This is a genomic window from Streptomyces sp. F001, assembly GCF_004187715.1.
Taxonomy (GTDB): domain Bacteria; phylum Actinomycetota; class Actinomycetes; order Streptomycetales; family Streptomycetaceae; genus Streptomyces; species Streptomyces flavusporus.
Map to the genome: position 1 here is coordinate 67,686 of NZ_QZWF01000020.1, position 22,508 is coordinate 90,193.

16 protein-coding genes are annotated in these 22,508 nt (G+C 70.9%); 11 read left to right on the forward strand and 5 right to left on the reverse strand.

Translation table 11 applies throughout. The features are described 5' to 3' along the window. Nucleotides 1–12 precede the first annotated feature (12 nt). The gene (locus StrepF001_RS36815; RefSeq protein ID WP_129802518.1) at nt 13–2,271 is read left to right on the forward strand and encodes an ATP-dependent RecD-like DNA helicase; all 2,259 of its coding nucleotides are present in this window, start codon (nt 13–15) and stop codon (nt 2,269–2,271) included. Between the two features lie 197 nt (nt 2,272–2,468). Continuing rightward, nucleotides 2,469–3,758, forward strand: coding sequence for a citrate synthase (locus tag StrepF001_RS36820; RefSeq protein WP_129802519.1), 1,290 nt, complete (start codon nt 2,469–2,471; stop codon nt 3,756–3,758). Between the two features lie 626 nt (nt 3,759–4,384). On the opposite strand, the gene StrepF001_RS36825 is transcribed toward StrepF001_RS36820, so the two are convergent. Beyond that, a complete protein-coding gene (locus StrepF001_RS36825) occupies nt 4,385–6,685 on the reverse strand; it encodes a heavy metal translocating P-type ATPase (protein WP_129802520.1) in 2,301 nt (766 codons plus the stop codon). Between the two features lie 113 nt (nt 6,686–6,798). Further along, nucleotides 6,799–7,038 carry a heavy-metal-associated domain-containing protein gene (locus tag StrepF001_RS36830; RefSeq protein ID WP_129802521.1) on the reverse strand — a complete coding sequence of 80 codons (240 nt, stop codon included), beginning with the start codon at nt 7,036–7,038 and terminating at the stop codon, nt 6,799–6,801. Nucleotides 7,039–7,188: 150 nt separating this feature from the next. On the opposite strand from StrepF001_RS36830, the gene StrepF001_RS36835 reads away from it, so the two are divergent. Further along, nucleotides 7,189–8,232 carry a zinc-dependent alcohol dehydrogenase family protein gene (locus tag StrepF001_RS36835; RefSeq protein WP_129802522.1) on the forward strand — a complete coding sequence of 348 codons (1,044 nt, stop codon included), beginning with the start codon at nt 7,189–7,191 and terminating at the stop codon, nt 8,230–8,232. A gap of 19 nt (nt 8,233–8,251) precedes the next feature. Here StrepF001_RS36835 and StrepF001_RS36840 read toward each other — a convergent pair whose 3' ends face one another. Next, complete coding sequence (locus StrepF001_RS36840) at nt 8,252–8,452, reverse strand: MerR family transcriptional regulator (protein ID WP_053763086.1); 201 nt, start codon at nt 8,450–8,452, stop codon at nt 8,252–8,254. A 333-nt stretch (nt 8,453–8,785) separates the two neighbouring features. Between StrepF001_RS36840 and iolC the strand changes: the two genes are divergently transcribed. Genes iolC through mmsA form a run of 5 tightly spaced genes read left to right on the forward strand, consistent with a single transcriptional unit; the run spans nt 8,786 to nt 14,852 of the window. Beyond that, nucleotides 8,786–9,754 carry a 5-dehydro-2-deoxygluconokinase gene (gene iolC / locus StrepF001_RS36845; protein WP_129802523.1) on the forward strand — a complete coding sequence of 323 codons (969 nt, stop codon included), beginning with the start codon at nt 8,786–8,788 and terminating at the stop codon, nt 9,752–9,754. Further along, the gene (locus StrepF001_RS36850) at nt 9,751–10,632 is read left to right on the forward strand and encodes a deoxyribose-phosphate aldolase (RefSeq protein ID WP_129802524.1); all 882 of its coding nucleotides are present in this window, start codon (nt 9,751–9,753) and stop codon (nt 10,630–10,632) included. Before iolC ends, StrepF001_RS36850 begins: the two co-directional genes overlap by 4 nt. A gap of 7 nt (nt 10,633–10,639) precedes the next feature. Further along, a complete protein-coding gene (gene iolB / locus StrepF001_RS36855; protein ID WP_129802525.1) occupies nt 10,640–11,461 on the forward strand; it encodes a 5-deoxy-glucuronate isomerase in 822 nt (273 codons plus the stop codon). Then, nucleotides 11,458–13,335, forward strand: coding sequence for a 3D-(3,5/4)-trihydroxycyclohexane-1,2-dione acylhydrolase (decyclizing) (gene iolD / locus StrepF001_RS36860; RefSeq protein WP_129802526.1), 1,878 nt, complete (start codon nt 11,458–11,460; stop codon nt 13,333–13,335). The genes iolB and iolD overlap by 4 nt, the downstream gene beginning before the upstream one ends. Nucleotides 13,336–13,349: 14 nt before the next feature. Further along, nucleotides 13,350–14,852: a CoA-acylating methylmalonate-semialdehyde dehydrogenase gene (gene mmsA / locus StrepF001_RS36865; protein WP_129802527.1), complete on the forward strand. Its 1,503-nt coding sequence runs from the start codon at nt 13,350–13,352 to the stop codon at nt 14,850–14,852. Nucleotides 14,853–14,925: 73 nt separating this feature from the next. On the opposite strand, the gene StrepF001_RS36870 is transcribed toward mmsA, so the two are convergent. Next, on the reverse strand, nt 14,926–16,344 hold the full coding sequence (locus StrepF001_RS36870; protein ID WP_129802528.1) for a condensation domain-containing protein: 1,419 nt from the start codon (nt 16,342–16,344) through the stop codon (nt 14,926–14,928). A gap of 259 nt (nt 16,345–16,603) precedes the next feature. Here StrepF001_RS36870 and StrepF001_RS36875 point away from each other — a divergent pair, with 259 nt between their 5' ends. The 3 genes from StrepF001_RS36875 to StrepF001_RS36885 all read left to right on the forward strand — a co-directional run bounded on the left by StrepF001_RS36875 (nt 16,604) and on the right by StrepF001_RS36885 (nt 21,158). Further along, entirely contained in the window at nt 16,604–19,252 is a 2,649-nt protein-coding gene (locus StrepF001_RS36875; protein WP_165396482.1) for a CocE/NonD family hydrolase, read from the forward strand. After that, complete coding sequence (locus StrepF001_RS36880; RefSeq protein ID WP_129802529.1) at nt 19,249–20,112, forward strand: ABC transporter permease; 864 nt, start codon at nt 19,249–19,251, stop codon at nt 20,110–20,112. Before StrepF001_RS36875 ends, StrepF001_RS36880 begins: the two co-directional genes overlap by 4 nt. Nucleotides 20,113–20,426: 314 nt before the next feature. Beyond that, entirely contained in the window at nt 20,427–21,158 is a 732-nt protein-coding gene (locus StrepF001_RS36885) for a chaplin (protein WP_129802530.1), read from the forward strand. A gap of 83 nt (nt 21,159–21,241) precedes the next feature. Here the strand turns inward: StrepF001_RS36885 and StrepF001_RS36890 are convergent, their stop codons facing one another. Next, entirely contained in the window at nt 21,242–22,507 is a 1,266-nt protein-coding gene (locus tag StrepF001_RS36890; protein ID WP_129802550.1) for an NAD(P)-binding domain-containing protein, read from the reverse strand. Nucleotide 22,508: the final 1 nt, after the last annotated feature.

Here is a 22,508-nt window from a genome sequence, read left to right on the forward strand (position 1 = left end):
TACCGTCGGATCATGTCCAACCAGGCGGGGAACGGGGAGCGACGAGCGGCCGTACTCGAAGGCGTGCTGGAGCGGATCACGTACGCCAACGAGGAGAACGGCTACACGGTCGCCCGTGTCGACACCGGCAGAGGCGGCGGCGACCTGCTGACGGTCGTCGGCGCGCTGCTCGGCGCCCAGGTCGGGGAGTCCCTGCGCATGGAGGGCCGCTGGGGCAGCCACCCCCAGTACGGCAAGCAGTTCACCGTCGAGAACTACACGACCGTCCTCCCGGCCACCGTCCAGGGCATCCGCCGCTACCTGGGCTCAGGACTGGTCAAGGGCATCGGACCCGTCTTCGCCGACCGCATCACCCAGCACTTCGGCCTGGACACCCTGAAGATCATCGAGGAGGAGCCGAAGCGGCTCATCGAGGTGCCCGGCCTCGGCCCCAAGCGGACGAAGAAGATCGCCGACGCCTGGGAGGAGCAGAAGGCGATCAAGGAGGTCATGCTCTTCCTCCAGACCGTCGAGGTGTCCACCTCCATCGCCGTGCGCATCTACAAGAAGTACGGTGACGCCTCGATCTCCGTCGTGAAGAACCAGCCCTACCGCCTCGCCGCCGACGTCTGGGGCATCGGCTTCCTGACCGCCGACAAGATCGCCCAGTCCGTCGGCATCCCGCACGACAGCCCGGAAAGGGTCAAGGCGGGCCTGCAGTACGCCCTTTCGCAGTCCGCCGACCAGGGGCACTGCTACCTCCCCGAGGAGCGCCTGATCGCCGACGCGGTCAAGCTCCTCCAGGTGGACACGGGCCTGGTCATCGAGTGCCTCGCCGAGCTGGCGGCGCCCCCTGAGGACGGCGAAGAGCCCGGTGTCGTACGGGAGAAGGTGCCGGGGCCGGACGGAGAAGAGCCCGTCACCGCCGTCTACCTCGTCCCCTTCCACCGCGCCGAACTCTCCCTCTCCGCCCAGCTGCTGCGCCTCCTGCGTACCGAGGACGACCGGATGCCGTCCTTCCGGGAGGTCGCCTGGGACAAGGCGCTGACCTGGCTGAAGGGCCGTACGGGCGCCGACCTCGCCCCCGAGCAGGAGGCCGCCGTCAAGCTGGCGTTGACGAAGAAGGTCGCCGTCCTCACCGGCGGCCCGGGCTGTGGCAAGTCGTTCACGGTGCGCTCGATCGTGGAGCTGGCCCGCGCCAAGAAGGCGAAGGTCGTCCTCGCCGCCCCCACCGGCCGGGCCGCCAAGCGCCTGGCAGAACTGACCGGCGCCGAGGCCTCCACCGTCCACCGCCTGCTGGAACTCAAGCCCGGCGGTGACGCGGCGTACGACAAGGACCGCCCCCTCGACGCCGACCTCGTGGTCGTGGACGAGGCCTCCATGCTGGACCTCCTCCTCGCCAACAAGCTCGTCAAGGCCGTACCGCCCGGCGGGCACCTCCTCTTCGTCGGCGACGTCGACCAGCTCCCCAGCGTCGGCGCGGGGGAGGTCCTCAGAGACCTCCTGGCCGACGGCAGTCCCGTCCCCGCCGTCCGCCTCACCCGCGTCTTCCGCCAGGCCCAGCAGTCGGGGGTGGTGACGAACGCCCACCGGATCAACGCGGGACAGCACCCGCTCACCGACGGCATGAAGGACTTCTTCCTCTTCGTCGAGGACGACACGGAGGAGGCCGGCCGGCTCACGGTGGATGTGGCCGCCCGTCGTATCCCGGCCAGATTCGGCCTGGACCCGCGCCGGGACGTGCAGGTCCTGGCGCCCATGCACCGGGGCCCGGCGGGCGCCGGCACCCTCAACGGACTGCTCCAGCAGGCCATCACGCCGGGCCGCCCGGACCTGCCCGAGAAGCGGTTCGGCGGCCGGGTGTTCCGCGTCGGCGACAAGGTCACCCAGGTTCGCAACAATTACGAGAAAGGGAACAACGGTGTCTTCAACGGCACCGTGGGCGTGGTCACCTCGCTCGACCCGGTCGACCAGCGCCTCACGGTGCTGACGGACGAGGACGAGGAGGTTCCGTACGAATTCGACGAACTGGACGAACTGGCACATGCCTACGCGGTGACCATCCACCGCTCGCAGGGAAGCGAGTACCCGGCGGTTGTCATTCCGGTGACCACGGGCGCCTGGATGATGCTGCAGCGCAACCTGCTCTACACGGCGGTCACCCGCGCCAAGAAGCTGGTCGTCCTGGTCGGTTCACGCAAGGCGATCGGCCAGGCGGTGCGCACGGTGTCGGCGGGACGGCGTTGCACAGCCCTCGACTTCAGACTCGCGGATCCCCTCCGCAGAAAATGATCGATCAAACGAGTCGCAAACGTCACACAGTACTTCCGGATGGGGAATCGAGGGGGCAGGATGAGCAGGTTGGCGGCACTGAGTGCCGCCGATAAGCCCAATGGTCGACCCCGAGTGCACTCTCCTGAGCCAAATGGGGGATGGTAGAGACAGTCAGGGCACCTCGAAGATGAGGCACTACGTCGGTGAGGGAAGACGTGAGCGACAACTCTGTAGTACTGCGGTACGGCGACGGCGAGTACACCTACCCGGTGATCGACAGCACCGTCGGCGACAAGGGCTTCGACATCGGCAAGCTCCGCGCCCAGACCGGTCTGGTGACCCTGGACAGCGGCTATGGCAACACGGCCGCCTATAAATCCGCCATCACCTACCTCGACGGCGAGCAGGGCATCCTCCGGTACCGCGGCTACCCGATCGAGCAGCTGGCCGAACGCTCCACCTTCCTGGAGGTGGCCTACCTGCTGATCAACGGTGAGCTGCCGACGGTCGACGAGCTCACCCGGTTCCGGGACGAGATCACGCAGCACACCCTGCTGCACGAGGACGTCAAGAACTTCTACAAGGGCTTCCCGCGCGACGCCCACCCGATGGCCATGCTGTCGTCGGTCGTCTCGGCGCTGTCCACCTTCTACCAGGACAGCCACAACCCGTTCGACGAGACGCAGCGCAACCTCTCCACGATCCGGCTGCTCGCCAAGCTCCCGACGATCGCGGCGTACGCGTACAAGAAGTCGATCGGCCACCCGTTCGTCTACCCGCGCAACGACCTCGGTTACGTCGAGAACTTCCTGCGTATGACCTTCTCGGTGCCGGCTCAGGAGTACGAGCTCGACCCGGTCGTCGTGGCCGCGCTCGACAAGCTGCTGATCCTGCACGCGGACCACGAGCAGAACTGTTCGACCTCGACCGTGCGTCTGGTCGGTTCCTCGCAGGCGAACATGTTCGCCTCGATCTCCGCGGGCATCTCCGCCCTGTGGGGCCCGCTGCACGGTGGCGCCAACCAGTCGGTGCTGGAGATGCTCGAGGGCATCCAGGCCTCCGGCGGCGATGTCGACTCCTTCATCCGCAAGGTGAAGAACAAGGAGGACGGCGTTCGCCTGATGGGCTTCGGCCACCGGGTCTACAAGAACTTCGACCCGCGCGCCAAGATCATCAAGGCTGCCGCGCACGATGTCCTGTCGGCCCTCGGCAAGTCCGACGAACTGCTGGACATCGCGCTGAAGCTGGAGGAGCACGCGCTCTCCGACGACTACTTCACCGAGCGCAAGCTGTACCCGAACGTCGACTTCTACACCGGCCTGATCTACCGGGCCATGGGCTTCCCGACCGAGATGTTCACGGTCCTGTTCGCCCTCGGCCGGCTGCCGGGCTGGATCGCCCAGTGGCACGAGATGATCAAGGAGCCGGGTTCCCGCATCGGGCGCCCGCGCCAGATCTACACGGGTGTCGTCGAGCGGGACTTCACCCCGGTCGAGGAGCGCTGAGCTTTTACTCGCCGGGCCCGCTGGCCGGTCACTGCAGCCGGCCCGGCGAGTGAGCCGAAGGGGCTTTTGCGCCCCGGAGGCGAACCGAGCCTCAAAACGTACAGAAGGCGCCCTGGCGTCGGTCCCCCCACGGGCCGACGACCAGGGCGCCTTCCCGTGTCCCGGTGCGGATTCCCCCCACGGGATCCGGCCGGGCGCCTGTGAGACCAGCGCCTGAATCGCTGTGAGCACAATGAGCAAAACTCTTCGCGCTCGGGTGGTGCGAACTGTACGGCTGCTGCGGCCTGCCGGGACAGCGCACTCTGGGAGGGCCGCTCAAAGCTCCCCGGTGTACGTGTCCCGGCAACGCATCTCTGAGGAAGTCCCCCAAGACATCCCCAGATGCCAGGTGGCGCCCCCCAAGACGCCCTCTGACATCGCCAACTTAGACCTTTGAACCCCTTCGATGGTTACGTTCACATCACTGTGATCTGCGTCTCTTGCATATGTCCCATTAGATGCGCAAGAGGCCCAGTATGGCGAACGGGTCTCAAGCGTAAGGAAGATGCGCGAGCCTTGTGAAGAGCTTATGTGAGGCTCGTCTCGGACTCCAGGGGGCCCTGCTTCGGTTTTGTTCCCCTCCGGCTTCAGCGGAAGGTCCGCAGCCGGAGGCTGTTCGTCACCACGAAGACCGACGAGAAGGCCATCGTCGCCCCGGCGATCATCGGGTTGAGCAGCCCGGCCGCGGCCAGCGGCAGCGCGGCCACGTTGTAGCCGAAGGCCCAGACGAGGTTGCCCTTGATCGTGGCCAGGGTCCGGCGGGACAGCCGGATCGCGTCCGCCGCCACCCGCAGATCCCCGCGCACCAGGGTCAGGCCGCCCGCCTCGATCGCCGCATCGGTGCCGGTGCCCATCGCGAGCCCGAGGTCGGCGGTGGCGAGCGCGGCCGCGTCGTTGACGCCGTCGCCGACCATGGCGACGGTGCGCCCCTCGGCCTGCAGCCGCCTGACCACGTCCACCTTGTCCTCGGGCAGCACCTCGGCGATCACCTCGTCGATCCCGACGGCGTCCGCCACCGTCTCCGCGACGGCCCGGTTGTCCCCGGTCAGCAGCACGGGCGTGAGCCCCAGCGCGCGCAGTTCCCGCACCGCCTCGGCGCTGGTCCCCTTCACGGCGTCCGCGACGGCGAGCACCCCGCGCGCCACCCCGTCCCAGCCGACGACGACGGCCGTACGGCCGCTCCTCTCGGCCTCTTCCTTGGCGCGGGCCAACTCCTGCGGAAGCTCGTCGAACAGGCGCCCCACGGCCACCTCGTGGCCGGCCACGTACCCGCGTACGCCCCGCCCGGGCACGTTCTCGAACCGCTCCACCCCCGGCAGCTCCCCGACCCTCCCCCACTCTCGGCTTCGCTCGAGCGGGGGGACCCCCATCTCGGCACCCGCGGCCACCGCCCGGGCGACGGGATGCTCGGAGGCGTGCTCCAAGGCGCCCGCGAGCCGCAGCACCTGCCGCTCGTCGGCGCCCTCGGCGACGTACACCTCCTGGAGGGTCATGCGGCCGGTGGTCACCGTGCCGGTCTTGTCCAGGACGACGGTGTCGACGCGGCGCGTGGACTCCAGCACCTCGGGCCCCTTGATGAGGATGCCGAGCTGCGCCCCGCGCCCGGTGCCCACCATGAGCGCGGTCGGGGTGGCCAGGCCCAACGCGCACGGGCAGGCGATGATCAGCACCGCGACGGCCGCGGTGAAGGCGGCGACGGCGTCGCCGGTCGCGCCGAGCCACGCCCCGAAGGTGGCCGTGGCGATCACCAGGACGACGGGTACGAAGACACCGGAGATCCGGTCGGCGAGCCGCTGCACCTGAGCCTTGCCGGTCTGCGCCTCCTCGACGAGCCGCGCCATCCGCGCGAGCTGGGTGTCGGCGCCGACCCGGGTGGCCTCGACGACGATGCGGCCCCCGGCGTTCACGGTCGCGCCGGTCACCGCGTCCCCGGCGGTCACGTCCACCGGCACGGACTCGCCGGTCAGCATCGACGCATCGACGGCGGAGGCGCCCTCGACGACGGTTCCGTCGGTGGCGATCTTCTCTCCGGGGCGTACGACGAACCGGTCGCCGACGGCCAGGTCGGTGACGGGAATGCGGATCTCGCGCCCGTGGCGGAGCACCGCCACATCCTTCGCGCCGAGCTCCATCAGCGCCCGCAGGGCGGCGCCGGCGCGGCGCTTGGAGCGGACCTCCAGATAGCGGCCGAGGAGGATGAACGCGGTGACTCCGGCGGCGACTTCGAGGTAGATCGTCGAGGTGCCGTCGGCGCGCGAGACGGTGAGGTCGAAGCCGTGCCGCATGCCCGGCATGCCCGCGTCGCCGAAGAACAGCGCCCACAGCGACCAGCCGAACGCGGCCAGCGTGCCGATCGACACCAGCGTGTCCATGGTGGCCGCGGCGTGCCGGGCGTTCGTCCATGCGGCCCGGTGGAACGGCGCACCGCCCCAGACCACGACGGGGGCGGCAAGAGTGAGGGACAACCACTGCCAGTTGTCGAACTGCAGGGACGGGACCATCGCGAGAAGGACGACGGGGAGGGCGAGCAGCACGGAGACGATCAGACGGTGGCGCAGGGTCGCCGCTTCGGGGTCCGCGTCAGAGGCGGGCGGGGTCTCCTGCTCGCGTACGGGCTGCGGGGGCGGGGGCTCCTCGGCGGTGTAGCCCGTCTGCACCACGGTGGCTATCAGATCGGCGACCTCGGTTCCGGCGGGGTAGCTGATCCGCGCCTTCTCCGTCGCGTAGTTCACCGTGGCGGTGACGCCGTCCAGCCGGTTGAGTTTCTTCTCCACGCGGGCCGCGCAGGAGGCGCAGGTCATCCCCCCGATGAGCAGCTCCACCTGGGAGACGTCCGGTGCGGGGGCGGATATGGCGGGCTGGGCGGGGATCTCTGCGGTGCTGGTCATATGCGGACTCCAGACGACGTCCAGACGGCGGACCGGACCGTACGGGCCGGGGTCGGGGCGGGGTTCGGAGTACGACCGCCGGCCGGTACGGTCCGGTGCCGGGAAAGTGGGTTTCAGGCGCGCCCGGCCAGCTCGAAGCCGGCCTCGTCGACGGCGGCGCGCACGGCTTCCTCGTCCAGCGGTGACTCGGAGACGACGGTGACCTCGCCGGTGGCGGCGACGGCCTGCACCGAGCTGACGCCGGGGATCTCGGAGATCTCGCCGGAGACGGCGCCCTCACAGTGTCCGCAGCTCATCCCGCTCACCTTGTAGACGGCGGTGACGGAACCCGGGGTGTCGGTCTGGGCGGTCATGTCGTTACTCCTCGTCGAGGTGTAGGGGGTTGACGGGGCCCACGGGGGCGCCCGTATACCTCACACTATACCCCTAGGGGGTATAAATCCAAGACCGGAGTGGTGATCGTGGGGTTGCCGGGGTGCGATCGACCAGGAGAGGGGCAGCGGATGCGGGCTGTGGTGTTCGAGCGTTTCGGGGAGCCGGCCGAGGTGCGGGAGGTGGCCGACCCGCAGCCCGCCGAGCACGGTGTCGTGGTGCGGGTCGAGGCCACCGGGCTGTGCCGCAGCGACTGGCACGGCTGGCAGGGTCACGACCCGGACATCACGCTGCCGCATGTCCCCGGTCATGAACTCGCCGGTGTCGTCGAGGCCGTCGGCGCCCGGGTGACCGGCCGGCGGCCCGGCGACCGGGTCACCGTGCCGTTCGTGTGCGCCTGCGGCACCTGCCCGTCCTGTGCGGCCGGCGATCAGCAGGTGTGCGAGCGGCAGACGCAGCCCGGGTTCACGCACTGGGGCTCGTTCGCCCAGTACGTGGCGCTGGACCACGCGGACGTGAACCTCGTCGGCATCCCGGACGGCATGGCCTTCGCGACGGCCGCCTCGCTCGGCTGCCGCTTCGCCACGGCGTTCCGTGCGGTCGTGCAGCAGGGCCGGGTGGCGGCGGGGGAGTGGGTGGCGGTGCACGGCTGCGGGGGAGTGGGCCTGTCGGCGGTGATGATCGCGGCGGCGTCCGGCGCGCGGGTCATCGCCGTGGACGTGTCGCCGCAGGCCCTGGACCTGGCGCGGAGGTTCGGGGCGACGGAGTGCGTCGACGCGGGCCGGACGCAGGACACGGCGGAGGCGATCCGTGACCTGACGGGCGGCGGCGCCCATCTCTCGCTGGACGCCCTCGGCTCCCCCGCCACCTGCGCCGCCTCCGTGGACGGCCTGCGCCGCCGCGGCCGCCACGTCCAGGTGGGCCTGCTCCCCTCGTCCACGGGCACGACTCCCGTCCCCATGGCCCGCGTCATCGCCCTGGAGCTCGAACTCCTCGGCAGTCATGGCATGGCCGCCCACACCTACCCGCCGATGCTGGAGCTGGTGGGCGCGGGCGTTCTCTGTCCCGATCTCCTCGTGACCTCCACCATCCCCCTGGACGCGGCCCCGCAGGCGCTGGCGGCCCTGGGTACCGCGCCCGGCTCGGGAGTGACGGTCGTCGAACCGTGGAGCTGACCTCGAAAGGCTCGCGCGGTCACTCCGTTCTGCGGCCGCGGTTGCCCGGCCGGGAGGCGACCCAGGCGCGAACGGTGTCCGCGTACCAGTAGGGCTTGCCGCCCTCGACGTGGTCGGGCGGAGGCAGCAGCCCGTGCTTGCGGTACGACCGCACGGTGTCCGGCTGCACCCGGATGTGCGCCGCGATCTCCTTGTACGACCAGAGCCTTCGGTCGGTCATGAGCTGCACCTCCCTGCACTGCCGCGGCGCCGGCCGGGAACGGCCGTCGGGGGAGCCGGGCAGTGCACTGGCGATCACCAAGCCTGTGTCCGGTCAACGACGCAGAGTGAGCACGGGGAAGCGCCTGTGGGTCAGGTGTGACCCAGCGCCCGCGTACCCGCGACATGTGTGACAAGGGAGTGGCTTTTGTGACACGGGTGCAGCAAAGGCGTATACGAGGTGCCTTCACTGGTCCGTATGTCTGGACAAACTATTGACAGGCTTCCGTGCGGAGACTAGAAACCGGGGGAGAACCCGCCGACGACGGCGCGACGGGAACGCGAAGGGATCTCGATGGCGTACGACCTGATCACCATGGGGCGGATCGGCGTGGACCTCTATCCGCTGCAGACGGGTGTCCCGCTCCCGCAGGTGTCGTCCTTCGGCAAGTTCCTCGGCGGATCGGCGACCAACGTCGCGGTCGCCGCCGCCCGCCTGGGCCGCCGTACGGCGGTGATCACCCGCACCGGCGACGACCCCTTCGGCACCTACCTGCACGAAGCACTGCGCGACTTCGGCGTCGACGACCGCTGGGTCACCCCCGTGCCCGGACTGCCCACGCCGGTCACCTTCTGCGAGGTGTTCCCGCCGGACGACTTCCCGCTGTACTTCTACCGGCAGCCCAAGGCCCCCGACCTGGAGATTGACGCCCATGACCTCGATCTCGACGCCCTCCGCGAGGCGGGCATCTTCTGGGTCACCGGTACCGGCCTGAGCGAGGAGCCCAGCCGTACGGCGACCCTCGCGGCCCTCGCCCACCGGGCGAAGGCGGGCACGACGGTCTTCGACCTGGACTGGCGCCCGATGTTCTGGAAGGACGAGGCCGAAGCCCGCCCCTTCTACGCCGAGGCCCTGCGCCACACCACCGTCGCGGTCGGCAACCTCGACGAGGTGGAGGTCGCCACCGGCATCCGCGAACCGCACGCCGCCGCCCGCGCCCTCCTCGACGCCGGTGTCGAGCTCGCGGTCGTGAAGCAGGGGCCCAAGGGAGTCCTCGCCGTACACCAGAACGGCGAGTCCGCCGAGGTCCCCCCGCTCCCGGTCACCGTCCTCAACGGCCTCGGCGCAGGCGACGCCTTCGGCGGCTCCCTCTGCCACGGCCTCCTCGCCGGCTGGGAGCTGGAGAAGATCATGCGCCACGCCAACGCGGCCGGCGCCATCGTCGCCTCCCGCCTGGAGTGTTCCTCCGCGATGCCGACCCCGGACGAGGTGGCAGCGGCCCTCGCGGCAGGAGCCGTGGGCACCCCGGGGGCCGGACAGTGACCGTCGACGTCGCGGATCTCGTCCGCACCCGCACCCACCACCCCGAGGCGATCGCCGAGGCCGCCGCCCGCCGCGTCCGGCGCCCGCTGCTGAACACGAGCGGTCGCCTGATGATCGTCGCCGCCGACCACCCCGCCCGCGGTGCCCTCGGGGTCGGTGACCGCAAACTGGCCATGGCCAACCGCGCCGGCCTCCTCGAACGCCTCTGCCTCGCGCTCGGCAGACCCGGTGTCGACGGCGTCCTCGCCACCGCCGACATACTCGACGACCTGCTGCTGCTCGGCGCCCTCGACCACAAGGTCGTCATGGGCTCGATGAACCGCGGCGGACTCCAGGGCGCCCGTTTCGAACTCGACGACCGCTTCACCGGCCACCGCCCCGAGGATCTGCAGCGCCTCGGCTTCGACGCCGGCAAGCTGTTGCTGCGGATCGACTACGACGACCCGGGCTCCCTGAACACCCTGGAGTCCACCGCCCGTGCCATCGACGAGATGGCGGCCCGCAGACTCCCTGTCTTCGTCGAGCCGTTCATCTCCCGCCGCGACGCCGACGGACGGCTGCGCAACGACCTGTCCGCCGACGCCGTCACCCGGTCCATCGCCATCGCCTCGGGCCTCGGCGGCAGTTCGGCGTACACCTGGCTGAAGGTGCCGGTCACCGACAACCCCGACGACATGGCGCGGGTCATGGAGACGACGACGTTGCCCGCCGTGCTCCTCGGCGGCGATGTCGGGGACGATCAGGACGGCGCGTACGAGAAGTGGCGCGGCGCGCTGCAACTGCCCACCGTGCGGGGCCTGGTGGTCGGCCGTTCGCTGCTGTACCCGGCGGACGGCGATGTGGCCGCCGCCGTGGACACCGCCGTAGGACTGCTGTGAGGGCCGCATGAGCAACGAGTTGTACGTCCCGAAGGGCACCACCGCCGACGCGTACCACACGCTCGACATCGACCCGAAGTTGGCCGGCTGGACGCACAGCAGCCTGCGGATCGTCGAGTTGGAGCCGGGCGGCACCCATACCTTCACGACCGGGGACAGCGAGTGGATCGTGCTGCCCCTGCAGGGCGGTTGTACGGTGCAGGTCATGGACGAGGTGTTCCGCCTCCTGGGACGGGACAGCGTGTTCGCCTCGGTCACCGACTTCGCCTACGTGCCTCGCGACGCCCAGGCACAGATCTCCTCCGGCGCGGGAGGCCGCTTCGCCCTGGCAGGAGCGAAGTGCGAGCGACGACTCCCCGCCCGCTACGGCCCCGCGCCGGAGGTCCCCGTCGAGCAGCGCGGCAGCGGCAGTTGCACCCGCCAGGTGCGCAACTTCGCCTCCGCCGACGCCTTCGACTGCGACAAGCTCATCGCCGTCGAGGTGATCACGCCCGGCGGCAACTGGTCCTCGTACCCGCCGCACAAGCACGACGAGCACCGGCCGGGCGAGGAGTCGCAGCTGGAGGAGATCTACTACTTCGAGATCGACGGCCCGGACGGTTTCGGCTATCAGCGCGTGTTCCCCTCGCGCGACGGCGGATCCGACGTCCTCGCCGAGGTCCGCTCCGGCGACGCCGTCCTCGTCCCCGACGGCTGGCACGGCCCGTCCATCGCCCAGCCCGGCCACGACATGTACTACCTGAACGTCATGGCGGGACCGGGTGAGACCCGGGAGTGGCGGATCTGCTTCCACCCGTCCCACGTCGACAGCACAGGGGGATACCGATGACCACCAGGCTCACGGTCGCACAGGCGCTCGTCCGCTTCCTCGCCGCCCAGTACACGGAGCGGGACGGCGTACGGCAGCGGCTCATCGGTGCCACCTGGGGCATCTTCGGCCACGGCAACGTCGCCGGGATCGGCCAGGCGCTCGTCGAGTACGCGGACGTCATGCCGTACCACCAGGGCCGCAACGAACAGGCGATGGTGCACGCGGCGGTCGGCTACGCACGGCAGTCGGGCCGCCTGTCCACGCACGCGGTGACGACGTCGATCGGCCCGGGCGCCACCAACCTGGTCACCGGTGCCGCCCTCGCGACCATCAATCACCTGCCGGTCCTGCTCCTCCCCGGCGACATCTTCGCCACCCGCCCCGCCGACCCGGTCCTCCAGCAGCTCGAAGTGCCGTACGCGGGCGACGTGTCGGTCAACGACTCCCTGCGCCCGGTGTCGAAGTACTTCGACCGGATCACCCGGCCGGAAGCCCTGATCCCGGCCGCGCTGCAGGCCATGCGCGTGCTCACCGACCCGGTCGAGACGGGAGCGGTCACGCTCGCGCTGCCCCAGGACGTGCAGGCCGAGGCGTACGACTGGCCGGAGGACTTCTTCGCCGAGCGCACCTGGGTCGTACGCCGTCCGGGCGCCGATCCGACCGAACTCGCCGAGGCCGTACGGACCATCAGGCAGGCCCGGCGACCGCTGCTGATCGCCGGCGGCGGCGTCCACCACAGCCGTGCCGAGGGCGCTCTCGCCGAGTTCGCCGAGACCACCGGCATCCCTGTCGCCTCCACCCAGGCCGGCAAGGGCTCCCTGCCCTACGACCACCCCCAGGACGTCGGCGGCATCGGCCACACCGGCACGGCCACCGCCGATGAACTGGCCCGCACGGCCGACCTGGTGATCGGCGTCGGCACGCGGTACACCGACTTCACCACCGCTTCCGGCACGCTCTTCGCGGGCCCGGACGTCCGCTTCCTCAACCTCAACATCGCCGCGTACGACGGCCACAAGCTCGCCGGAATGCCTCTGATCGCGGACGCCCGCAGCGGTCTGGAGGAGCTGACCGAGGCGCTGGAGATGCACGACCACAGGGTGGCGCCCTCGTACGTCACCGAGTACGCGGAGGGCAAGGAGCGCTGGGAGCAGCGTGTCGACGCCTGCTACGAGGCCGGCGAGCCGGACCTACGGCCGACGCAGCCGCAGGTGCTCGGCGCGCTGGACGCGGTCGTCGACGAGTCGGACGTGATCATCAACGCGGCCGGTTCGCTCCCCGGCGACCTGCACAAGCTGTGGCGGGCGCGGTCGTACGACCAGTACCACCTGGAGTACGGCTACTCCTGCATGGGCTACGAGATCCCGGCCGCGATCGGTGTGAAGCTCGCCGCCCCGGACCGGCCGGTGTGGGCGCTGGTCGGCGACGGCACCTACCTGATGATGCCGACGGAGATCGTGACCGCCGTGCAGGAGGGCATCGCGATCAAGGTACTGCTGGTGCAGAACCACGGGTACGCGTCCATCGGGGGCCTGTCGGAGGAGACGGGCGGCGAGCGCTTCGGCACCGCCTACCGCTATCGCACGGGCGACGGGACGTTCTCCGGCGCCCCGCTCCCCGTCGACCTGGCCGCCAACGCGGCCAGCCTGGGCATGCGGGTGCTGCGGGCGAAGACCGTACGCGACCTGCGGGCGGCGCTCGCCGAGGCGCGGGCCGCCGACACTCCCACATGTGTCTACGTGGAGACCGAAACGGCAGACACAGTGTCGGGCGCGCCTGAAGCGCAGGCCTGGTGGGATGTACCCGTGGCCGAGACCGCGACCCGAGCGTCCGCGGTCAAGGCCCGTGAGCTGTACGAACGGCACGTCTCGAGCCGACGCCGCCATCTGTGAAGGAGCAACTGGGCATGACGAAGATCGTCAACCACTGGATCGGCGGCAAGACCGTCGAAGGCGCGTCGGGCACGTACGGTCCGGTCACGGACCCGGCGACCGGCGCGGTCACCACGAAGGTGGCGTTCGCGTCCGTCGACGAGGTGGACGCGGCGGTCGCGGCGGCGAAGGAGGCCTTCGTGACCTGGGGTCAGTCCTCGCTGGCCCAGCGCACGTCCATCCTGTTCAGGTTCCGGGCGCTGTTGGACGAGCACCGTGACGAGATCGCCGAGCTGATCACCGCCGAGCACGGCAAGGTGCACTCCGACGCCCTCGGTGAGGTGGCGCGCGGCCTGGAGATCGTCGACCTGGCCTGCGGTATCAGCGTGCAGCTCAAGGGCGAGCTGTCCACGCAGGTGGCGAACCGGGTGGACGTGGCCGCGATCCGGCAGCCGCTGGGTGTGGTGGCCGGCATCACGCCGTTCAACTTCCCGGCGATGGTGCCGATGTGGATGTTCCCGCTGGCCATCGCGTGCGGCAACACGTTCGTGCTGAAGCCGAGCGAGAAGGACCCGTCGGCGTCGGTCAGGCTCGCCGAGCTGCTGGCCGAGGCCGGTCTGCCGGACGGCGTCTTCAACGTCGTGCACGGCGACAAGGTGGCCGTGGACCGCCTCCTGGAGCACCCGGACGTCAAGGCGGTGTCCTTCGTCGGCTCCACCCCGATCGCCCGCTACATCCACACCACCGCCTCCGCCAACCACAAGCGCGTCCAGGCCCTCGGCGGCGCCAAGAACCACATGCTGGTCCTGCCGGACGCCGACCTCGACGCGGCGGCCGACGCGGCCGTGTCCGCCGCCTACGGCTCGGCGGGCGAGCGCTGCATGGCCATCTCCGCGGTCGTCGCGGTCGGCGCGATCGGCGACGAACTGGTGGAGAAGATCCGCGAGCGTGCCGAGAAGATCAAGATCGGCCCGGGCAACGACCCGGCCTCCGAGATGGGCCCGCTGATCACCGCGGCCCACCGCGACAAGGTGGCGTCGTACGTCGAGGGCGCGGCGGCGGAGGGCGCCGAGGTCGTCCTGGACGGCACCGGTTACACGGTCGACGGCTTCGAGGACGGTCACTGGATCGGCATCTCGCTGCTCGACAAGGTGCCGACCAGCGCGAAGGCGTACCAGGACGAGATCTTCGGCCCGGTGCTGTGCGTGCTGCGCGTGGACACGTACGAGGACGGCGTGGCCCTCATCAACAACTCGCCGTTCGGCAACGGCACCGCGATCTTCACCCGGGACGGCGGCGCCGCCCGCCGCTTCCAGCTGGAGATCGAGGCCGGCATGGTCGGCGTGAACGTCCCGATCCCGGTCCCCGTCGGCTACCACTCCTTCGGCGGCTGGAAGGACTCCCTCTTCGGCGACCACCACATCTACGGCAACGACGGCACGCACTTCTACACGCGCGGCAAGGTCGTCACCACCCGCTGGCCGGACCCGGCGGACGCCCCGGCCGGCGTCGACCTGGGCTTCCCGCGCAACCACTGAGGAAGCAGCGGCCACTCAAGGCCGTACGGCCGCCGAGCGCGCTGCTCGGCGGCCTTCTTCACCGTCGGAGAGGTCACCGGGCGTTCGTCCCTGCGGTCAGCGGTGCCGAACCGCGGGCCACCAGGACGATGAGGTCGCGCAACCGCTCGGCGTACAGCCGCATGTTCTTGTACGCGATGTCGGTGTCCGGGTAGCGGTACGCGAACCACAGGCCCTCGTGGAGCCGGTTGAGCCACACGCACACCTGGTCGCCGTACGACACCCGGATCAGTCCGTACGCCGCCAGCTCGGACCAGCGCCCGGAACCGGGGATGCCCCGGGCGTCGACGAACGAGACGATCGAGTACAGGTCGGGCGACGTCGGGCGGAAGTCGGAGCCGAGCAGGTGCAGCACCCGGGCGAGGGGCATCCGGGCCAGCGGCCTGCTGGTCTGCAGCTGGCTGCGCACGGTCTTCAGGAGGGTCGGGAAGTCGGCGGCCGGCACCAGGGGAACCTCGATCGGCGCGCCGCCGACGTACCAGCCGACCGAGTCCGACCACTGGGACTTCACCCTGGTGTGGAACGGCACGACCGTGCGGTACACGGACTGCTCGCCGATCTCCCGGACGATGATGCTCGTGGCGGCCAGGACGCCGACCAGGCTTCCGCCGTAGGGCCGGCAGTACGCCTCGAAGGCGGCGGCGTCGGCCGGGCCCACCAGCATCTCGGACATGAGCTTCTGGGCGGGCAGCCGGCCGCCGGGGACCAGACCGAGATCGACGGGGAAGCTCGGCAGCATGCCGTCGCACCGGTGGATGAACTCCCGCCAGCGGGCGACGATCTCATGGGTCTCGTCGATCCGGTCCGCGTCCGCCCGCTCGATCTCGCAGAAGTCGATGTAACTGCCGGCCGGCGTCCGCTCCACGACATGGCCCGCGACGTTCGCCGCATAGAGCTCATGGACCTCGGCGGGGATGCGCTGGATGGAGTAGGAGTCGACGTTGCTGTGGTCGAAGGCCATGTACACGCTGGTGCAGTCGTCCCGGACGACCGCCGTGTAGATGAGGTTCGGCCAGCCGAGCGCGTCCGCCGCGACGTCGAAGCGGTCCTGGAGGTGCCGGACCAGCTCCGCCGCTTCGGGGAAGTCGCCGACGACCTCGCGATGCAGCGACACCGCCTCGGTGTCGAGCGTGAACCGGCGCATCTCGCCGTCGCGCAGACGGAAGCCGCTGCGCAGCGTCTCGTGGCGGAGGGTCCAGCTGCGCAGTGCGTCCTCCAGCGTGTCCAGGTCGATCCGGCCGGGGATGTCGAACGCCGTGCCGAGCCAGGTCGGCACGAACAGGCCGTCCTCACGCACGGAGCGGGCGGTGCGGATGTGTGACTCCTGGATGTACGCCGGTGGTCGGGAGTCGTCCGGCAGGCCCGCCGCTGCCTGAACGGTCGCCGGACTGAGCGTCCACTCGACGAGGCGTCCGGGCCGGACCTCGCACCGCTGGATGTCTGTGATGCGCACAGGGCGTCTCCGTTCGCAGAGGGGCAGATCTTCAAGGATCAGATGCGGATACGCCAGAAACGTGCTGTTTTGCGGCTTTTCATGCGGCTTTTCAGCGGAACGGATGGTGTCTCGAACGCCAGTGCCCGGCCCGGTGGGCGGTGGGGCGGGCGTACCACCGCCGCAGTACGTGGGAGAGGGCGCGTACCTCCGTGGGAGGGGTGGGGGTTCGGTCTCCGGTCGATAACCAGCCGACAGGTTCGCCCCGTACCGTTGACGCATGGATCTTCGACTGCCCGCATGGCGTGGGCTACGGCGGCCGCGGCGGATCGTCGCGGCCGCGGCCGCGGTCGTGGTGCTCGCCGGTGCTGGTACGTGGACGGCCGTCGCCGACGACGACGCGCCCGCGGTGCGCCGCGCCGACCGGGTGATGGCCATGGGCGACGGGGTGCGCCTCGACACCTCGTACTTCACCTCGGGCTCGGACGGCCGTCGGCCCGCCGTCCTGCTGGCGCACGGCTTCGGCGGCAGCAAGGACGACGTACGGCAGCAGGCGGAGAACCTGGCGTCAGACGGGTACGCGGTGCTGACCTGGTCGGCGCGCGGGTTCGGCGACTCGACCGGGAAGATCGGGCTGAACGGTCCCGATGCCGAGGTCGCCGACGTCTCCCGGCTGATCGACTGGCTGGCCGAGCAGCCCCAGGTACAGCTCGACAGGAGCGGCGACCCGCGGGTCGGCATGGCGGGAGCGTCGTACGGCGGTGCGATCTCCCTGCTCGGCGCCGGGTACGACGACCGGGTGGACGCCATCGCCCCGGCGGTCACGTACTGGAACCTCGCGGACGCCCTCTTCCCGAACGGCGTGTTCAAGAAGCTGTGGGCCGGGATCTTCGTCAACTCCGGCGGCGGCTGCGCCGAGTTCGAGCCGCGGCTGTGCGAGATGTACGAGCGGGTCGCCGAGTCCGGCACCCCGGACACCGAGGCGCGGGAAATGCTCGAGGCCCGCTCGCCGTCGGCGGTCGGCGACCGCATCAAGGTGCCGACCCTCCTGGTGCAGGGGCAGTCCGACTCCCTCTTCCCGCTCGGCCAGGCCGACGCGGCGGCCAGGGCCATCAAGGCGAACGGCGCCCCCGTGGACGTCGACTGGATCGCCGGCGGCCATGACGGCGGCGACATGGAGACGAGCCGCGTCCAGGCGCGCGTGCAGTCCTGGTTCGACCGGTACCTCAAGGACGACAAGGGCGCCGACACCGGCCCTGCCTTCCGGGTCACCCGCACCGGAGGTGTCGACTCCACCGACGGCGAGGCTCTGCTGCGGGGCGCGAGCGCGGACGCGTATCCGGGCCTGGAGAGCGGACAGCGCTCGGTGGAACTGACCGGACGCGAGCAGACCTTCGACAACCCGCCCGGCGCCGGCCCGCCCGCCGTCTCCGCCCTGCCCGGCCTCGGCGGCGCCGGCGGCCTCGCCCAGCTGTCCTCGCTGGGCGTAGGGGTGTCCCTCGACTTTCCGGGCCAGTACGCCCGCTTCGAGTCGGCGCCCGTCGGCGACGACCTGCGTATCACCGGATCGCCGACGGTGACCGTCCACGTGCGGTCCAGCAGCGACGACGCGGTCCTGTTCGCCAAGGTGTACGACGTCGGCGCCGACGGCACCCAGCAGGTGCTGCCCTCCCAGCTGGTGACCCCCCTCAGGGTCGAGGGCACCAGGTCCGGCAAGGACGTGACGATCACCCTCCCGGCGATCGACCACGAGGTCGACAAGGGCCACCGGCTGCGCCTGGTCCTCGCCTCGACCGACCTCGCGTACGCCTCCCCGGCCGCCCCGGCGACGTACACCGTCTCCCTGAAGAGCGACCTGACGATCCCGACGGCCCCCGCCGTCACGACCGCCGCCGCCCCGCTGCCGGCCTGGGTGTGGTGGCTGCCGCTGACCGGCGCCGTGATCGCCCTGGCGCTGCTGCTCTCGGCCCGCCGCCGCACCACCACGCCGGCCCCGGACCCCGCCCTGTCCGACGTCCCGCTCCAGATCACCGACCTGAGCAAGCGGTACGCGAAGTCGGCGGACCGGTACGCGGTCAGGGACCTGTCCTTCCGCGTGGAGAAGGGCCAGGTGCTCGGTCTGCTCGGCCCCAACGGCGCCGGCAAGACGACGACCCTGCGCATGCTGATGGGCCTGATCAAGCCGGACGGCGGCGAGATCCGCGTCTTCGGCCACGCCATCCGCCCCGGCGCGCCGGTGCTGTCCCGGGTGGGCGCCTTCGTCGAGGGCGCGGGCTTTCTGCCGCACCTCTCCGGCCGCGAGAACCTGGAGCTGTACTGGCAGGCCACCGGCCGCCCGGCCGAGGACGCCCACCTGGACGAGGCGTTGGAGATCGCCGGCCTCGGCGACGCACTGGCCCGCGCGGTGCGCACGTACTCCCAGGGCATGCGCCAGCGCCTGGCCATCGCGCAGGCCATGCTCGGCCTGCCGGACCTGCTCATCCTCGACGAACCCACCAACGGCCTCGACCCGCCCCAGATCCGCGAGATGCGCGAGGTGATGATCCGGTACGCGGCGGCCGGCCGTACGGTGATCGTCTCCAGCCACCTCCTCGCGGAGGTCGAGCAGTCCTGCACGCATCTCGTGGTGATGGACCGGGGCAGGCTCGTGCAGGCGGGCCCGGTCGGCGAGATCGTCGGCTCCGGCGACACCCTCCTCGTCGGCACCGCCGTGCCCGTGGAGGAGCCGGTCGTCGAGAAGGTCGCCGCCCTGCCGGGCGTCGCCTCCGCCGTCCTCACCGACGACGGACTCCTCGTCCGCCTCGACGCCGACGGCAGCCCGGTCCGCCTGGTCGCCGAACTCGTACGGCTCGAAGTGCCCGTCGCGTCGGTCGGCCCGCACCGCCGCCTGGAAGACGCCTTCCTCACCCTGATCGGAGGTTCCGCATGAGCACGCTCACCGAGCGCACCGAGGTCGCCTCCGGTTACCGGGCGGGCCGTACGCTGCCCCTCCGGGTCGAGCTGGTCCGCCAGTTGAAACGGCGCCGCACGCTGGTCATGTTCGGCATCCTCGCCGCCCTGCCGTTCGTGCTGGTCGTCGCGTTCGCGATCGGCGGCGAGCCGGACGCCGGCGGCGACCGGATCACGCTGATGGACTCGGCGACCGCGTCCGCCGCCAACTTCGCCGCGGTCAACCTCTTCGTCTCCGCGGGCTTCCTGCTGGTAGTCCCGGTGGCCCTGTTCTGCGGGGACACGGTCGCCTCGGAGGCCAGCTGGTCGTCCCTGCGCTATCTGCTGGCGGCGCCCGTGCCGCGGGCCCGGCTGCTTCTGTCCAAGCTGGTCGTCGGGCTCGGCCTGAGCCTGGCCGCGATGGTGCTGCTGCCCGTCGTCGCGCTGGCCGTCGGCAGCGCCGCCTACGGCTGGGGCCCGCTGCAGATACCCACCGGCGGTGCGCTCGAGGCGGGCACCGCGGCGCAGCGGCTCGTGGTGGTCGTGGCGTTCATCTTCGTGTCGCAACTGGTCACCGCAGGGCTGGCGTTCTGGCTGTCGACCAGGACCGACGCCCCCCTGGGCGCGGTCGGTGGCGCGGTCGGCCTGACCATCGTCGGCAACGTCCTCGACGCGGTGACCGCCCTCGGCGACTGGCGCCACTTCCTGCCCGCGCACTGGCAGTTCGCCTGGGCGGACGCCGTCCAGCCCAGCCCTGAGTGGTCCGGCATGATCCAGGGCACCGCGATTTCCATTACATACGCACTCGTGCTTTTCGCTTTGGCGTTCCGGGGTTTCGCCCGCAAGGACGTGGTGTCGTAGCCGGTCAGGCGGCGAATTCACAGGGCGCCGCGCCCACTGATGTCCGGGTCTTTCCGAATGCGGTGCGGTCCAACCGGGTGAACCTGCGCAACCAATTCCCGGGCGCCGGGTTGATGAAGCCGTAGGGCATGCGACGCCACGAGAGGGGAAAGCACAGTGCTCAGTTGAGGCAGTCGTCGCCGCAGAGGCCGCCGCTTTTTCTGTCGACTTCATCACTGCGCTGAACCCGGCGATCGGCAGCAGGCCGGCCTTGGACGTCGATCTCCGTTCCAGGGCCGGCTTTCCCAATTCTTCGAGCAGGAAAGACAACCACATTGCGACAGACCCTGAGCAGGGGAGTGTTCGCGGCGGCCGCCGCCACGGGCATTCTGTCCCTGTACGGCAGCTCCGCTCTCGCCGGCACCAACGCGGCGGAAGCCGCCGAGGATTCTTCCGGCGTGCTGACCGGGAACAGCTTGAAGGTCCCGGTCAAGGTGCCGCTGGACCTGTGCGGCAAAACCGTCGATGCGGTCGCGGCACTCAACGGCGCGTTCGGCAACGTCTGCGGCAACACCTCGGACAACAAGGCGGTCAAGAAGAAGGCCAAGTCGTCCGAGCCCACGTACGGCGCCTCCGGCGACACCACCGACGTATACGCGACACAGGTCGCCAAGGACGCTTCCGGCGTGCTGACCGGGAACAGCCTGGAGGTGCCGGTCGAGGTGCCGGTGAACGGGTGTGGCATCAGCGGTGATGTGCTCGCGGCCCTCGGCCAGGCGGTCGACACCTCCTGCTCGTCCGGCGACTACGGCTACGGCACCGACGAGGTCACCACTCCGAAGCCGAGTGAGACGCCCACGCGCAGCACTCCCACCCCGTCTGCCCCGTCGGTCAAGGAGACGCCGCGGGCCCGCCAGGCGCCGCCGGCCGAGGTGGAGCTCGGCGAGTCGGGCCAGCTGGCCGAGACCGGCAGTGGGGCGCTGATGGCGGCCTCGGCCGCCAGTGCCGCACTGCTCGCGGGCGGGGTCCTGGTGTACCGCCGCGCCCGTGCCACCTCCCACCGGTAGGCGCGTCCGGGGACGAAACGCCGCTCGGGGCCGCTGACGACTCTCTCGTCGTCAGCGGCCCCGAGCGGCTTCGCAGTCTTTCGTCAGCGGCGTACCGGCGACGGCGACTCGGTCAGGCGGCCGCCTCCCGGTACGGGGACCGTCCCGCCCGTCGGGGTCGTCCTGAGCCGGCGGCGTACCCCGCGGACGAGGGTCTGCGCCGTGAAGGACGCGCCCTGGACGAAGCGCATGGCCGGGCCGAAGCCGGGAGCGGTCACCAGGCCGGCGAGGAACAGTCCGGGCTGGGAGGACTCGAAGTCGCGCCCGACCACCGGGGAGCCGTCGGGCAGGGCCGCCAGCGTTCCGCGCAGCTCGGGCGAGAGCAGTCCGAGCCGGTCGCAGCGCGCCCGGAACCCCGTGGCGGCGATGACATGTTCGGTCTCCAGGGCGCTCCGGACGCCCGCCCGGCTCACCATGTCCAGCCGTAGGCCGCCCGGTACCGCACAGGCCGCGGTGACCTCATGACCCGGCAGCAGCTCCACCACGCCTTCCACCCGGTCCCGCACCCACCACGCGCCCGCCGGACCCAGCGCCGTGGTCGCGATACGGGCCCGGGTCGACTCCGGCAGGCGCCGGAACAGGCCGGGGCGCTCGGAGTAGAACCAGTTCCGCCAGCCGGGGCCGAGGCCGCTGTGCGGTGAGCGGACCGACTGCCACCAGGGGCGCTCCCAGGGCGGCGGCACGTCGTTCCACCGCAGCCCGTCGGCCCGCGCCAGCACCCGTACGGACGTGCCCTGTTCGGCGAGCAGCGCCGCGGTCTCCAGGGCCGCCTGGCCGCCGCCGATGACCGTGACGTCCTTGCCGCGGAAGCGGTCGAGATCGCTGTGGTGGCTGCTGTGCGTCACCAGTGAGGGGTGCAGTCCGCGCAGGGCCTGCGGGACCTCGACGAACGGCATCACACCGACCGCCAGGGCCACCGCCCGCGCGTGCAGCGCCTGTCCGTCCTCGGTGACCGCCGTGAAACCGCCGGGGCCGGACGCCACCCGGGTGATCGTGCGCTCGTCCACCTCCGGTACGGCATGGCGCGCGAACCACAGGCCGTACGACGCGAACGCCTCGACCGGGATCGGCCGCGCGTGACGCGCCTCCAGGCCGTGCTCGGCGCAGTAGACGTCCAGGCGCCAACGCCCGGCCGGATCGGAGAGGTTGGACGCCCAGGGCTCCGACTTCAGGAACATGCCGCGGGGCATGTGGTCCCGCCAGGACGCCATGGGCCGGCCGAACACACGCAGGTTCAGCCCGGCGGCCGCGGCGTGGGACGCGATCGACAGGCCGTACGGGCCTGCGCCCACCACCAGTAGGTCGTACATC

Bases quoted from the DNA above. Each gene is read 5' to 3' on its own strand.
- StrepF001_RS36815 (WP_129802518.1), top strand. From the start codon at position 13: ATGTCCAACCAGGCGGGGAACGGGGAGCGACGAGCGGCCGTACTCGAA.
- StrepF001_RS36825 (WP_129802520.1), bottom strand. From the start codon at position 6,685: ATGACCAGCACCGCAGAGATCCCCGCCCAGCCCGCCATATCCGCCCCC.
- StrepF001_RS36830 (WP_129802521.1), bottom strand. From the start codon at position 7,038: ATGACCGCCCAGACCGACACCCCGGGTTCCGTCACCGCCGTCTACAAG.
- StrepF001_RS36835 (WP_129802522.1), top strand. From the start codon at position 7,189: ATGCGGGCTGTGGTGTTCGAGCGTTTCGGGGAGCCGGCCGAGGTGCGG.
- StrepF001_RS36840 (WP_053763086.1), bottom strand. From the start codon at position 8,452: ATGACCGACCGAAGGCTCTGGTCGTACAAGGAGATCGCGGCGCACATC.
- iolC (WP_129802523.1), top strand. From the start codon at position 8,786: ATGGCGTACGACCTGATCACCATGGGGCGGATCGGCGTGGACCTCTAT.
- iolB (WP_129802525.1), top strand. From the start codon at position 10,640: ATGAGCAACGAGTTGTACGTCCCGAAGGGCACCACCGCCGACGCGTAC.
- iolD (WP_129802526.1), top strand. From the start codon at position 11,458: ATGACCACCAGGCTCACGGTCGCACAGGCGCTCGTCCGCTTCCTCGCC.
- mmsA (WP_129802527.1), top strand. From the start codon at position 13,350: ATGACGAAGATCGTCAACCACTGGATCGGCGGCAAGACCGTCGAAGGC.
- StrepF001_RS36875 (WP_165396482.1), top strand. From the start codon at position 16,604: ATGGATCTTCGACTGCCCGCATGGCGTGGGCTACGGCGGCCGCGGCGG.
- StrepF001_RS36880 (WP_129802529.1), top strand. From the start codon at position 19,249: ATGAGCACGCTCACCGAGCGCACCGAGGTCGCCTCCGGTTACCGGGCG.
- StrepF001_RS36890 (WP_129802550.1), bottom strand. From the start codon at position 22,507: ATGTACGACCTACTGGTGGTGGGCGCAGGCCCGTACGGCCTGTCGATC.